15 protein-coding genes are annotated in these 14,477 nt (G+C 36.1%); 6 read left to right on the forward strand and 9 right to left on the reverse strand.

Translation table 11 applies throughout. The features are described 5' to 3' along the window. Window positions 1–142: 142 nt before the first annotated feature. Window positions 143–553: an META domain-containing protein gene (locus ABJ974_RS06275; protein WP_419870531.1), complete on the forward strand. Its 411-nt coding sequence runs from the start codon at window positions 143–145 to the stop codon at window positions 551–553. Between the two features lie 45 nt (window positions 554–598). On the opposite strand, the gene ABJ974_RS06280 is transcribed toward ABJ974_RS06275, so the two are convergent. The 7 genes from ABJ974_RS06280 to ABJ974_RS06310 all read right to left on the reverse strand — a co-directional run bounded on the left by ABJ974_RS06280 (window position 599) and on the right by ABJ974_RS06310 (window position 7,670). Further along, a complete protein-coding gene (locus ABJ974_RS06280) occupies window positions 599–838 on the reverse strand; it encodes a hypothetical protein (protein WP_002977986.1) in 240 nt (79 codons plus the stop codon). A gap of 36 nt (window positions 839–874) precedes the next feature. Beyond that, on the reverse strand, window positions 875–2,191 hold the full coding sequence (locus ABJ974_RS06285; RefSeq protein ID WP_419870532.1) for a hypothetical protein: 1,317 nt from the start codon (window positions 2,189–2,191) through the stop codon (window positions 875–877). A 6-nt stretch (window positions 2,192–2,197) separates the two neighbouring features. Next, on the reverse strand, window positions 2,198–3,091 hold the full coding sequence (locus tag ABJ974_RS06290) for a 3-hydroxybutyryl-CoA dehydrogenase (RefSeq protein WP_419870533.1): 894 nt from the start codon (window positions 3,089–3,091) through the stop codon (window positions 2,198–2,200). After that, entirely contained in the window at window positions 3,088–3,513 is a 426-nt protein-coding gene (locus tag ABJ974_RS06295) for a hypothetical protein (protein ID WP_419870534.1), read from the reverse strand. The genes ABJ974_RS06290 and ABJ974_RS06295 overlap by 4 nt, the downstream gene beginning before the upstream one ends. Before the next feature lie 60 nt (window positions 3,514–3,573). After that, window positions 3,574–4,452 (reverse strand): CGA/CIA family class A beta-lactamase, encoded by an 879-nt coding sequence (gene bla-A, locus ABJ974_RS06300; RefSeq protein WP_419870535.1) that lies wholly within the window; start codon window positions 4,450–4,452, stop codon window positions 3,574–3,576. 64 nt (window positions 4,453–4,516) lie between these two features. Beyond that, a complete protein-coding gene (locus ABJ974_RS06305) occupies window positions 4,517–6,247 on the reverse strand; it encodes a cellulase family glycosylhydrolase (RefSeq protein ID WP_419870536.1) in 1,731 nt (576 codons plus the stop codon). Between the two features lie 460 nt (window positions 6,248–6,707). Then, window positions 6,708–7,670, reverse strand: a complete 963-nt coding sequence (locus tag ABJ974_RS06310; RefSeq protein WP_419870537.1) for a Gfo/Idh/MocA family protein — start codon at window positions 7,668–7,670, stop codon at window positions 6,708–6,710. Window positions 7,671–7,795: 125 nt separating this feature from the next. Here ABJ974_RS06310 and ABJ974_RS06315 point away from each other — a divergent pair, with 125 nt between their 5' ends. The 5 genes from ABJ974_RS06315 to ABJ974_RS06335 all read left to right on the forward strand — a co-directional run bounded on the left by ABJ974_RS06315 (window position 7,796) and on the right by ABJ974_RS06335 (window position 12,511). Beyond that, the gene (locus ABJ974_RS06315) at window positions 7,796–8,446 is read left to right on the forward strand and encodes a protein-L-isoaspartate(D-aspartate) O-methyltransferase (protein WP_419870538.1); all 651 of its coding nucleotides are present in this window, start codon (window positions 7,796–7,798) and stop codon (window positions 8,444–8,446) included. A gap of 39 nt (window positions 8,447–8,485) precedes the next feature. After that, on the forward strand, window positions 8,486–9,454 hold the full coding sequence (locus tag ABJ974_RS06320; protein ID WP_419870539.1) for a 2-hydroxyacid dehydrogenase: 969 nt from the start codon (window positions 8,486–8,488) through the stop codon (window positions 9,452–9,454). A gap of 68 nt (window positions 9,455–9,522) precedes the next feature. Further along, entirely contained in the window at window positions 9,523–9,816 is a 294-nt protein-coding gene (locus ABJ974_RS06325; RefSeq protein ID WP_419870540.1) for a hypothetical protein, read from the forward strand. Between the two features lie 166 nt (window positions 9,817–9,982). Then, entirely contained in the window at window positions 9,983–10,417 is a 435-nt protein-coding gene (locus ABJ974_RS06330; protein ID WP_419870541.1) for an endonuclease domain-containing protein, read from the forward strand. Between the two features lie 108 nt (window positions 10,418–10,525). Beyond that, entirely contained in the window at window positions 10,526–12,511 is a 1,986-nt protein-coding gene (locus ABJ974_RS06335; protein ID WP_419870542.1) for a urocanate hydratase, read from the forward strand. A gap of 137 nt (window positions 12,512–12,648) precedes the next feature. Here ABJ974_RS06335 and kwaB read toward each other — a convergent pair whose 3' ends face one another. Together kwaB and kwaA are read right to left on the reverse strand one after the other, a co-directional pair. Next, window positions 12,649–13,620 carry an anti-phage protein KwaB gene (kwaB, locus tag ABJ974_RS06340; protein WP_419870543.1) on the reverse strand — a complete coding sequence of 324 codons (972 nt, stop codon included), beginning with the start codon at window positions 13,618–13,620 and terminating at the stop codon, window positions 12,649–12,651. Next, on the reverse strand, window positions 13,613–14,197 hold the full coding sequence (kwaA, locus tag ABJ974_RS06345; protein ID WP_419870544.1) for an anti-phage protein KwaA: 585 nt from the start codon (window positions 14,195–14,197) through the stop codon (window positions 13,613–13,615). The genes kwaB and kwaA overlap by 8 nt, the downstream gene beginning before the upstream one ends. Between the last annotated feature and the right edge of the window lie 280 nt (window positions 14,198–14,477).

Genomic DNA, 14,477 nt, shown 5'->3' on the forward strand with positions numbered 1-14,477 from the left:
AAAATATTGATAAATAATAAAAATAACCTCTTAGCACAAGAGGTTATTTTTGTATAATGAAAATCTAATAAAATCCTAATACTTTAAAGAGGAACGAATCATATAAAATCCTTAACTTTGATTATACATTAAAAGAATAAAAATGAAAAATCTTTTTTTAAGCCTATGTACGGCAGCTGTTTTAGTGTCGTGTGGGACAATGTCCAGCTCGTCTGCTTCAAAAGTAGGTAAAGCTCAGCCTTCATTGGCCAATACCAAATGGACATTAGCAGATAACGTTAAAGGAAAAGTTCCGACGCTTAACATAGATGGAGAAAAAATCAGTGGTAACGCGGGATGTAATAATTACTTCGGAACCTTAACGATGGATACGGCTACAGGAAATTTTACTGCCGGGCAAATGGGTTCTACAAGAATGATGTGTGATAATATGAGTGTTGAACAAAACTTCATGGATATGGTACAGAAAGCCAATAAATATGTAGTGGTAGGTTCCACACTGGAACTGTATAAAGATAACCTCCTGTTATTGAAATTCAATAAAGCTGAATAAAAAATAAAAGGAACTCAATTGAGTTCCTTTTTTATATTGGATTGATTAATCTTCTTCCTCTTCGTCGTATTTAGCCAACTCTTCATCACACCACTTAAAAGCAGCTTCCACTACTTTTGTAGCCTCATCTGCCATAGTTTCTTCGTCGTCTCCTTCCAAGTCATCCAGCCATTCAACTTCTTCCTCCTCTACATTAAGAATAAACCTTGGATATTCTGTGTGAACTACGAATAAATCTTCAGGGAACTCAGAATTATCCGCTAATAAAAACTTTGGTAACTTCATTTTTTTAATGTTTAAACTTTCTCAAAGATAATAAAATTATTGATATTTATTCTTGTCGATTTTAATTTTTTGTAAAACTTTATATCTGGTGAGTGTTGTTTTTTGTAAGCTGTCTTTAGGCGTAAAAGTTACTTTGATTTGAGGGTTTATTGTACTGATCAATTCTGCAATTTGTATCTTTTCCAGATCACCTTCCGATTCAAGATAGAACTTAAGCGGAACCTTATCCAGATTCTCCGATTGTAAAAACTCGGTCATCTTTTTTCTGTTTTCCAGGTAGTTTCCTTTCGAAAGCCAGGTAAACAAAGCCCCGGACATAAGGCTCAAAACCCCGATCACATATACTTTTATATCAAAAAGCTGAAACAGTTTCCTAAAATAAACCAGCCATATCGGGAAGCTGAAAGGAGCCAGTAAACGGTAATCCATCTCGTTCACCGAATAAAAATATTGAATGAAATAAGAGCATATGATTCCTGTAACACCTATAAATACAAAGAAAAACTCAGTATGAGAGAGTTTTCTTCTCAAAAATAAAAAGACCATGAGACAGATATTCAGAAGTCCAATCCCGTAAATGCCGTAATTGATGATCCCACCCGTTGGGTTTGCTATATGAACAAAAGGGTTGAAGGTGGTGCATAATCCCTGGAATAGCTCTATAAGTAATTCAGAAGTAGAGTGAAGTCCCATCTCTAAAAAGGTCTGTACATAGTTTTCGTTAAAATAATCTATAAACAGAAACTTATAGAGAACAACAAAGACAAAGCCTATTCCTCCTGAAATAATAAAGGTGGATGCATATTTTCTTTTCCATATCAGCAGACCGTAGAGGCCGGTGGCTCCAATAATAAACAGGGCGCTGTACCTGATGTTATACAGGGCAATTAAGCTTAAAGATAAATAAAAGATAGCCTTTCCTTTTTCAAGTTTTCCTGAAATGATCAGCTGGGCTGTATAAAGAAAAAGCAAAACAAAAGGAAGAATGAGTGCTTCACTCATCGTATAGGAATAAATAGAAAGAAAGCTGAACAATGCACTGAGAACAATACATTCTCTCAGATAAAAATTCTTCTTCCAGGCAAAATAAATGATAAATAAGAAAGCAAGGATCCCGATGATCTTACTGCTCCAGAACTCATCCGGACCGAAAAATGTGAAAAATTTAATGGCGGCAGGATAGCCCAGTGGAGTAGTGGTATTATCGATTTCAGGAAGTCCGTGGGCAAACCTCATATAGCGTATGGAATCAGGGTTTACTCTTCCTTTCTCATTCATTAAAAAACGTAAAATGGTCATCACTAAAGTAATGATGACCAATGATATTTGAATGTACTTTTCTTTTATCCTCATGAAAAACTATTTCAAAAACATGCTTGAAACCTTTTCGGCTTTCTTGCTTTCCGAGTAATCATAAAATCCTTCCCCTGATTTTACTCCCAGTTTACCGGCCATTACCATATTCACCAATAAAGGGTTAGGAGCGTATTTAGGATTTTTAAATCCGTCATACATTACGTTAAGGATAGCCAGGCATACATCAAGACCTATAAAATCCGCAAGTTGAAGTGGTCCCATAGGATGAGCCATGCCGAGCTTCATTACCGTATCGATCTCCTCTACGCCGGCTACACCATTATAAAGAGTTTCAATAGATTCATTGATCATCGGCATTAATATCCTGTTTGCAACAAATCCCGGGTAGTCATTAACTTCTACAGGAACTTTTCCCAGGGTTTTACTCATTTCGTAGATAGCATCAAAGGTTTCCTTGGAAGTGGAGTATCCTTTGATAATTTCCACCAGTTTCATAATAGGAACCGGATTCATAAAATGCATACCGATTACTTTATCAGGTCTTTGGGTAGCCGCCGCAATTTTAGTAATGGAAATAGAAGAAGTGTTGGTTGCTAAAATACAGTTGGCAGGAGCAAATTCATCCATCTGCCCGAATATCTTAAGCTTTAGGTCCTGGTTTTCGGTAGCAGCTTCTACAATCAGATCCGCACTTCCCACAGCGTTTTTAAGCTCTGTAAAAGTGGAGATATTACCTAAAGTTTCCGCTTTTTGCTCTTCAGTAAGGTTTCCCTTTGCAATTATTCTGTCAAGGTTGGTAGTAATGGTTTTTAACCCTCTGTCTAAAGCTTCCTGCGATACATCCACTAAACTGACTTTAAAACCGCTTTGCGCAAAAGTATGTGCAATACCATTCCCCATGGTTCCAGCTCCGATAACTACAATGTTTTTACTCATTTTTCCTCTTTTAAATTTTTATAGATCGTTAAATTTTTGAAATCTGATAGGTCTTTTGAAGTGAGAACCTGGGCCTCATCAAAATTGACAAATCCGTCTTTGTTTGGCTTTCTTTGAGAATTTTGTGTGGTAAGTGTTGCTTGAAGTCCGTTGATAAATCGGCTCTTTTGAGCTTTTGAAAGCTGGTCGACACCTATATATAATTCAAACTCACCTTCTCTTCCCAAGCCCCTTTGTATAAGAACTTCAAATTCTTTAAGCCTGTTTTTTTTCTGGAATTGTTTAATATAATTAATTACCGGTTCCTCAGACGGTGTACCGCAACAGATGCTGGTGTAGCCAATAGACAAATAGCTCTGGTTCTTCTGTGCAAAAAGGAAGACAGAACAGCAAAAACCGATAAGTAATAAGACACTTTTCATAGCTTTAATGAACCTGAGTGGACAGGTATTATTTTGACGCTTAAAATTAAGCTTTCTAAATTATTTATTAAAATAATCCCAGACTACTTTGGAAATATCGGAGATAATTTTGCAGTTGGTTTCTTCTGATTCATTGGAATTACTTACAAATACGGCAATTGCATAATGTTTGCCGTTGGGAAGAGTGATGATTCCCATATCATTCTCAGCACCCGTTAATCCATCCTTATTTTTACCCGAAGATCCCGTTTTATGAGCGACAGGCGTATTTTTAGGAAGCTGTTCCACTAATTTGTTAGTGCCTGTGGTAGTCCCCAGCATAACATTCATAAGAAAATCTGTGGATTTTTTAGAAAGAAGCTTGCCTTTATAAAACTTTTTCAATACATCTGTGATAGAATTGGTAGTGCTGTAGTTTTCATATTGAGCATTCCAGTCCTTATGCATTTCTTCTTCATTAAACTTAATCTGAAAGCCTTTAACCCTTTTAGAATTCATAAATTTCTGAACAGTCTCTGTTCCGCCAATCAGTCTTAAAAGAATGTCACATCCGTTATTATCACTTTGAGCCACCGTATATTTTATAATTTCATCTAAAGAAAGCCACACACCGCCATCCGGATATTTATCACGAAGGGGCGACCATGTATTATCCAGCAGGTCAGATTTCTTTACAATAACTTTTTGATCCAGAGAGAGTTTTCCTTTATCCACAAAATCCAGGACGGCAGCAGCAATGTGAAATTTAAAGACACTTTGCATAGGAAGTTTTTTATCCCCATTGATATTGAATTTAGACTTGCTGTCAAGTTCCAGTACGGAGATTCCCACACTGGCGTTTTTCCCGTTAATAATAGACTCAATTTGTTGTTTCAGAACGGATTCCTGTGCGGATATAAATGCACTGACAAGGATAAAAAGAAATGCTAATTTTTTCATAGATTATGGTGTTAAAATAAATCCCTTTTAGATTCTAAAAGGGATTGGCAATTTAAGATAAATATTATTTCAGTTCAAAATAATTTAGGTTAATACCATCATTTTCAAACCGGATCCTGATTTTGTTTTCCCCTTTTTTAAGATTAAGACCTTTAGAAGTAAAGGTTTTCCAGTTTTCTGAACCTCCTGTAGAAGGTAAAGAAATACGCGTTAATACCTTTCCTGAAGTATCGGTTATGGTAAGAGCACCACCTTTTTCACTGGCGTAGCGGATATCAGCCGTATAATTTTTATCAGATTTACTTTGAATCGTATATTGCAGCCATTCACCCGTTTCTGTTTTTCCTACATAATACTGATTGCTTATCTGGTCATTACATAAATAAATATCCACACCGTCATTTCTCATCTGGTGACCGGAATTCCATTCTGATCTTTTTTCGGGATCACTTACCCAAAGATTGATGAAATCATTATCCTGATAGGCAGAACCTATTCTTCCCAGATCATATTCCGTAGCAAAGACTCTGCCTGGCGCCGTATGGTTTTTGAAAGGCAGGGTAGAAGCCTCATCAACCTGCCGGAACATCGCATCAACAACATCATTTTTAATTTCTACATTATTAAACTTATAGTTATCAGCGATTTTCATTAAAGCCTTATAAGCAAAATCTCTCGAAGGTTTTTCTCCGCCGTTGGTCCAATAATCCAGAAGCTTTTGATATTCAGGCGTGATTTTTACATTGGTGATTCCTGCAGTATTGTCAATTTTTTTCATAGGCCAGAAAGCGTATCCTATATTATGCTTATTTAAAAGCTGGATAAGTTCTGTAAACCACACATTGGAATTTTCTCCGGTTTCTCCCAGCCAGATTGGCATATTATGTTGATCTCTCAGCTCCATAATAGCTTGCAGGGCTTTATCATCATTATTGGTCCAGTACTTATGAAAACTGAATACCATATTGTCATCCCAGATGGGAATTAGTCCATTGTAGTTGTTTCCCCAGCCGTTTCCTTCCAGAATGATAATGTGTTTTTTATCAATCTTACGGATGGCTTCCGTAATATCTTTTTGAAGTTTCCAAAGAGGAGCATTAGACATTTCATCAGTTCCGTTTGGATTTTTACCTGTGAAATTAATATTAGGCTCATTGATCAGGTCATAACCTCCGATCCAGGGTTCATCCTTATAACGTTCGGCAAGTTTTTTCCATAGCTCAATGGTTTTCTTTTTATTTTCTTCACTTTCCCAAAGAGAAGGTTTTGATTTGTCGTTATCCGATATATTGACATCATTTCCCTGACCTCCGGGAGCTGCATGAAGATCTAAAATTAAATATATTTTATTGGCAGCACACCATTTCAATAGGTCATCGGTCATTTTAAAACCTTCTTCAAGCCAGGTATTCTGGCCCTTTACAGGTTCTTTTTCAATGGGTAGGGTATAGAGATTATAATGCATGGGAAGCCTGATCGAATTAAATCCTGCTTTGGCCAGAAAATCAATATCCTGTTTGGTAATCCCATTTTTAAGATAAGCTTTATAGAAATCATTCATTCCGTCTTCCCCAACCAGGTCAGCGATTTTCTCTTTGATCTTATACTGAGGACCTGCAAATTCGGCCGTTTTCAGCATATAACCTTCCTGAAGCATCCATCCACCTAATCCGAGACCTTTAAGCTGTATATTTTCACCTTTATCATTAATAATTTTCTTACCATTGGTTTTTAACAATTGGGATGTCCCAAATTGAGACAATAAAAATGCGGACAATAGTATGGCTCTTTTCATAATTATAATTTAAAAAATTTATAAGGATTATTTTCTAGAACTAGAGTTTATATTGATGAGATCACAAATATATTCAAAAATTATTGAAAGAAACTAAAAAGTTTTTCAAGCCCTAAGCACCCATAAAAAAAAATATAATAAATCCCTCCTCTCAAAAAATATATTCTCCTCCCTATTTACAAGCCTATTTACCACACCAATTAACACCCTTTAATAAAGCTATAACCCCTCCTCCATAATTAAACTATAACTTTCCAGCTTAATCACCCCATCATCCATATAACCACACCTATTAAAATAGCCATCTATTAAAAAAAATCTGCGTCATCTGCTCAATCTGCGAGAAAAAAACTATCCAATCAATTTCACAATCTCCAAAGCCACCTTCAGAGCCTCAATCCACCACTAAACATTCAACCACAAAAAACCTTTTATCCTCTACTCAATCTGCGAGAAAAAACTAACCAATCAATTTCATAATCTCCAAAGCCACCTTCAAAGCCTCAGTCCCATCAGCCAAAGAAACCTCCACATTCTTATTCTCCGTAATAGAATCCGCAAAAGAATTCAGCTCATCCAAAATAGCATTATTCGACTGTATATCAGGATATTCAAAAAGAATCTGATTTTTCTCCCCATCAGCATTTTCAATGATCATATCAAAAGGAGTAGGGTTCTCCGGAGCATCTTTCATACGAATCACCTCTGCCTTTTTCTCTAAAAAATCCACGGAGATATAAGCGTCTTTCTGGAAGAAACGGCTTTTTCTCATCGCTTTCATGGAAATTCTGGAAGTAGTAAGGTTAGCCACACAGCCGTTTTCAAATTCAATCCTGGCATTAGCAATATCAGGAGTTTTACTCACTACACAAACACCACTGGCATGGATATCTTTTACTTTGGATTTTACGATGCTCAGCAAAATATCAAGATCGTGGATCATTAAATCCAATACCACTGAAACATCCGTTCCCCGTGGATTAAATTCCGCTAGCCTGTGAATTTCAATGAACATAGGGTTCTGAATGTACTCCTTAGTAGCAATAAAAGCAGGATTGTACCTTTCTACATGGCCTACTTGTGCTTTAATCTGATGTTCCTGGCATTTGGATAAAATTTCTTCTGCCTGTTCAAGGGTTTGAGTGACTGGTTTTTCAATAAAAAAATGAAGCCCTTTATCAATAGCTTTAAGAGCATAATCATAATGATAAAGAGTAGGAGTTACAATATCCAGAATATCAATTTGATTCAATAAATCATCAAGATGTTCAAAATAGCGATATCCAAATTCAGCCTCAAGCTTTTTTCCGTTTTCAATATCTTTATCATTGAAACCGATCAGTTCGTATTTTTCCGATTGGTTAAGAAGTTTTAAATGTATTTTCCCCAGATGTCCGGCTCCTACCAAACCCGCTTTTAACATAAGATTAAATTTTTGTAAAGATATAAATTCAATATGATATTTTATCTATCGGATACCTGACTTTACTAATGAAAAAACTCATAGCAGTGCTCTGAAATCTGAAATCTAATCCCTATTTTTGTGCAATGCAGGATTCATTTGTACATAAAGGAAAAAGAAAGATTTTGGTCGATTATCTTCGACATAAAATTGGGATCTCGGACGAAAATGTGCTGAAAGCAATGAGTGAAGTTCCCCGACATCTGTTTATTGAAAGTATCTTTGAGGACTTCGCTTATGAAGATCGTGCCTTTCCCATATTGGCTAATCAAACGATTTCGCATCCTTCAACGGTAGCCGAACAATCTGAGCTGCTACAGGTAAAACCCGGAGAGAAAATATTGGAAATAGGAACAGGCTGTGGATATCAGACCGCTGTTCTGATAGCTATGAAAGGTCTTGTGTATACCGTAGAAAGACAGAAAGAACTGTTTGATTTTTCTAAGAAGAAGTTCAGGGAACTGCACTTAAGTCCTAAATTTCAAAGCTTTGGGGACGGATTTGCTGGGCTCCCTACTTTTGCTCCCTTTGATAAAGTGATTGTAACTTGTGGGGCTTCCGTTTTACCCATGGAATTATTGAAGCAGATGAAAGTGGGCGGAAAAATGGTGATCCCTTTAGGGCCTACCGATGAACAGGTCCTTTACCGTTTTACAAAAGTTTCATTAACGGAATTTGAAAAAGAAGAATTCGGAGCTTATAAATTTGTTCCTATGCTGAATAATACCAATCAGTAATAATCCTCTCATACGAAACACCTAATAATCATAAAATCAATGAACGTATTTATCAATAAAAGAATACCTGAAATAGGCATAAACATGCTGAAAGAAGCAGGTTTGAATGTAATTATTCCCGAAAATGGAAATCTCGTCCAGGAAGAATGGGGAGAATACTGTAAAGATGCGGACGCGATTCTGAATGTAGGAATTAATAAATTTGATAAAGATTTCTTTGACCGTTTTCCTAAGGTTAAGGCTATTGCTCTGTATTCCGTAGGATTCGATCATGTAGATATTAAAGAAGCTAATGCAAGGAAAATTCCTGTTGGAAATACCCCCGATGTATTGAGTAAAGCAACTGCTGATACTGCTTTTTTATTAATGCAGTCCGTAGCCAGAAGAGCCAGCTATAACTTTCAGAAAGTAAAGGATGGGAATTGGGATCTTTTTGATCCTTTGGAAGCGCTCGGCCAGGAATTGTATGGTAAAACATTAGGAATATTCGGGCTGGGAAGAATAGGTTTTGAAATGGCTAAAAACTCTCACAGGGCCTTTGATATGAACATTATCTATCACAACAGGCACAGAAATGAGCAGGCAGAAAAAGAATTGAATGCCACTTATGTTTCCTTTGAAGAACTGATTACACAATCTGATGTTCTGAGTGTTCATGCCAATTATACTCCTGAACATGCTGATCTTTTCAATAAATCGGTATTTGAAAAAATGAAACCTGGTGCCATCTTCGTTAATACAGCAAGGGGAGGATTTCATAATCAGACCGATCTTTACGATGCACTGACTTCCGGAAAGATCTGGGGAGCAGGTTTAGATGTGACCAATCCTGAACCCATGTCCCAGGATGATCCTCTTTTACAGTTATCCAATGTATGTGTTTTGCCCCATGTAGGATCAGCAACTATGGAAGCCCGAAGTGGAATGGCTAGATTAGCAGCGGAAAATATCATTGCTTTTTCAAAAGGAGAGAAAATGCCACATTGTGCTAATCCGGAAGTATATTAAAAAGTTAAGATTAAGCAGTATGTTGGAACTATTTTTGTTCTTTATCCATCAATATTAATACTCAAATTATGATACCAGAAGATAATACTAATGAACAGAACCGTAAATTAAGAGAAATGGATTATAACCCTGATGAAGATTTATTTAATCAGGAAAAGCACATTCCATTGGATGGAGATGGAAATCCGATTTTGGATGAAGATCAGGATGAAGATAAAATAGATAAAGGGCTAGATATTCCGGGAATTGATGACGATGATGAAATGGAAGAGATAGGCTCGGAAGATGAAGAAAATAATTATTGGAGTCTGAGTGACAATGAAGATGACCACGAAGAAGAAAACGATGATTTAATAGAATAGCAATATAGAAACCTTACCAAAACCGGTAAGGTTTTTTATTTTTGAAAAAACATCCACCAACCCACCTTTTCCCCACGAATCAATTCCCCTCCCTTGGAGGGGGCTTCGATTAAAAAGAGAAGCCGGGGTGGAAATATCAATATTATCAAAAAACACCAAAACACAAATGGAAATCCTCACCCAAATCCACGGAATCCCCATCCGCCGGAACTTCGTAGAAAATCTCCCCTACAATTCCCGTCTTCAAATATATGTAAGAGATAAACGCAAAGCAGGCATTCTCAGTGAAGTTCTCTTTTGGAAACAGGTACGTGCCCGGACATTTCATACGATAGATTTTGACAGACAACGGATCATTGGTAATTATATCGTTGACTTTTATGTAAAAACACTAGGGCTTGTTATTGAAGTTGATGGCTCAAGTCATGATGAGAAGCAGGTTTATGACGGGATCAGGCAGGCGTTTCTGGAATCGTTGGGACTGAAGGTTTTTCGGGTAACTGATTTTGATGTTAAGAATAATCTTTCGGTTGTGATGAGGGAGCTGGAGGATTTTATTATACAGCATTATGGGGCCACCCCGTCTTCAAAAATTCTTTGAATTTCTGAATCCACCCCTCCGGAAGAGGGGAATTTTTCAGTTTTGTTGCATTGTATTTTGCAATTTGAATATCTTTAAAACCAGAAATATTCAAAACAAAACTATACGATGACTTTTCAGGAACAGATACAACAGGGAATACCCAATCGGCTGCCACAGCCTAAACCTTATGAAACGAATATTAACCATGCTCCCAAGCGTAAGGAAATATTAGGGGAAGAAGAGAAGAAACTGGCTTTAAAGAATGCTTTACGGTATTTTGATGCACGGTTTCATGCAGAGTTATTACCTGAGTTTAGAGAAGAATTAGAGAAATATGGCAGGATCTATATGTATCGTTTCCGTCCGGATTATGAAATGAAGGCGAGGCCTATTACTGAATATCCGGGGAAATCCCAGCAGGCGAAAGCGATTATGCTGATGATTCAGAATAACCTGGATTATGCGGTAGCCCAGCATCCTCACGAACTTATTACCTATGGAGGAAATGGAGCGGTTTTTCAGAACTGGGCGCAGTATCTTCTTACGATGAAATATTTATCGGAAATGACGGATGAACAGACGTTGGTAATGTATTCGGGACATCCGATGGGATTATTTCCTTCTCATAAGGAGGCACCGAGAGTGGTGGTAACCAATGGAATGATGATTCCCAATTATTCCAAGCCGGATGACTGGGAAAAGTTTAATGCGTTGGGAGTTACCCAATACGGACAGATGACGGCGGGAAGTTATATGTATATAGGTCCACAGGGAATTGTTCACGGAACGACTATTACAGCTTTAAATGCTTTCAGAAAGATAAAGAAAGATCCTAAGGGAGGTTTATTTGTGACTTCAGGATTAGGAGGAATGAGTGGTGCACAGCCGAAAGCAGGAAATATTGCGGGTTGTATTACGGTTTGTGCGGAAGTAAATCCAAAGATCACTAAAATCCGTCATGACCAGAAATGGGTGAATGAAATTCATGAAAATCTGGATGAGTTAGTGGACAGAGTAAAAAAAGCTCAGCAGAATAAAGAGACGGTGTCTCTGGCTTATCTTGGAAATGTGGTGGAAGTATGGGAAAAATTTGATCAGGAGAATTTAAGAATAGATATCGGTTCGGATCAGACGTCTCTGCATAATCCGTGGGCGGGTGGATATTACCCCGTAGGACAGAGCTTTGAAGAATCGAATAAAATGATGGCAGAGGATCCGGAACTGTTTAAAGACAAGGTTCAGGAAAGTTTGAGAAGACATGCGGCAGCCATTAATAAGCATACGGAGAAAGGAACTTATTTCTTTGATTACGGAAATGCATTTCTCTTGGAGGCATCAAGGGCAGGAGCGGATGTTATGGCTGAAAATCCTGAGCTGGGAAGAGAGTTCAGATATCCGAGCTATGTTCAGGATATCATGGGTCCTATGTGTTTTGACTATGGATTTGGGCCGTTCCGTTGGGTATGTACCAGTGGAAAACCTGAAGATCTTCAGAAAACGGATGATATAGCCTGTCAGGTTTTAGAGGAGATCCAGCAGAATTCCCCGGAGGAGATCCAACAGCAGATGAAAGATAATATCCAGTGGATAAAGGGAGCTCAGGAAAATAAACTGGTAGTCGGTTCCCAGGCGAGGATTCTTTATGCGGATGCAGAGGGGAGAATGAAAATTGCAGAAGCATTCAATAAAGCTATTAAAAACGGTGAAATAGGCCCGGTAGTTTTAGGAAGGGACCATCATGATGTTTCCGGCACGGATTCGCCTTACAGGGAGACATCGAATATTTATGACGGTTCGAGGTTTACAGCGGATATGGCGATTCAGAATGTAATTGGGGACAGCTTCCGTGGTGCTACATGGGTATCTATTCATAATGGTGGCGGAGTAGGCTGGGGAGAAGTGATCAACGGAGGTTTCGGAATGTTGCTGGATGGAAGTGATGATGCGGACCGAAGATTAAAATCTATGCTGTTCTGGGATGTGAATAACGGAATTTCCCGAAGAAGCTGGGCAAGGAATGAAGGGGCTGTTTTTGCTATTAAAAGGGCAATGGAAATAGAACCGAATTTAAAGGTGACACTTCCGAATTTTGTGGATGAGGGTTTGTTTTAAAACTTTTGAAATAATTAAAAAAGCCTGCTGAATAGCAGGCTTTAAGGAAATGTCTTGAGTGTGAGAATAAGATATAAATTATCTTTTTAAGTTAAAAAGAATTTTATCTTATATATAAACTTACAATTCTTAAATATTTAAGTTATTTCTATATTATTCTCCTCTTCTACTTCAATTCCATCTTTAGCCAGAGTGTCATAATATAATTTAGTTAGTTCTGATGTTAGTAAGTCATCATTTAATATTTTTATAAATAACTCTTTTGAAACGCGGGTGTCTAAATTAAATTTGGTTTCATCGGCATTTAATCTTATTTTCTTTTTAGTTAAAGGATGTGTTTTAGCAAAAGTTATAATATTTAAGTTTGGAATCCTTAATCTTAAAACAGGTGAACTTCTTGCAATTTTGGTTAATTTTCTTGCAAAAGTAATATCATTTATAAGTTCTGAAAGAGATTCAATATTTGAAACGATATTCATTTGATTAACAGATTCAAGGCTTACACTAGCTTCGCGAATAATTACATCATGAATTCCAAAACTTTTTTCAATAGATAATAAATCTATGATGATAATTTCATTATTTACTCTTATTACTTGAAATTTGGCGGAAATTCTAAGTAATTCTTCATCAAATTTTTCTAATCGTTGATTAGATTTTTTTAAAAGATTTCCTCCCCTTCCAATTATTTCAATAGGAGAAATTTTTTTAAACAACGTAATCTCATTATTATTATCTGCAAAAACAATAATTAAAGCTTTGATATCTGAAAATTTTGAGTGTTGAAAGTTGAAATTATTTAATCTATCATTGCCGATAACTGATTCTAGTAATTGAAGTTGGTTAGGAATTTCTAAGTCATATTGATAAAAAGATTTGCCTCTTTCATCAGCTGTTGATAAAGGCAAAATGACGAAATCATTTTTATCAATAATTGAGTTTTTAACTGAGTTAACAAATAAAGTTTTAAAGATAGATAAATCACTTTCTTTGATATCTAATTTTTTTGCTTCCTCATTTTGGTTTGTCAGTGCATAAATAATAATTTGTAATTCTCCTTGGGGATTAAATAGGAAATTTAAGGCTTCGTCTAATTGAGTTTTATTCATCTGATGTTATTTTAAATGCATAATAAATTCTTTCGTCAAGTCTAAAATACTTTACTCTATCATCTATAGTCAATTTATCTTTTGTAATTAGTATTTTTGAATTTCGAAATTCCCCATTGCGAAATTCTCCATCAACTTTATATATTCTGAACTGAAGTATTGCTAAAGTAGGATTTGCATAAAATAAATCAGTTCTTATATAGATTATGCTAATAATGAATAGTATTAAAGTAAAGACGACTAAATATCTAATATTTTCAAATTGAAAACAGACTAAAGGAATAATATATGTAGTTAGAAATGTCAAATGTTCATAATCAATATTTTCGATTTTAGAGATCTTAAATGAGAGTTGTGGAGTCCCTTTTACTTGGTAATTAAAATCTAAATAAGAAATTAGGCCGGTAATAAGAGCTAGAAGACAAAATAAAGGGATTATGTTATTAATAATTAAATATTTAAATCCAACAAATTCAAAATCTTTTTTTAAATAAAATGGAACATCAATAGTAATAATGATTACCATTAAAAATAAAAGCCATAGTGAAAGAAAAAAAAGTCCAATTTTTCTATACATATCTTAAAATGTGTAAATTGTTAAACTTATATGAGCCCTAATACTAATTATTTGTTTATAATGTATTTGATTTTCCAAATCTACACAACTCCAACCCCCTCTCCTTACGGTTTCCCGTAATCCCAACAAGAACTTCTAAAATTCCCCCACAACACTGTTTCAATACCCACCGAAGTCGATCACTCCAACCACTATTGTTTGTAAAACAACAATATTTTTAGCTGCCGTAGAAACTCTTTAAATCCTTTGAGTCTGCTGGAACATAAATATATCAGAGATG

The sequence above is a fragment of the Chryseobacterium sp. CT-SW4 genome, assembly GCF_048572715.1.
In the GTDB taxonomy this organism is placed as follows: Bacteria; Bacteroidota; Bacteroidia; order Flavobacteriales; family Weeksellaceae; genus Chryseobacterium.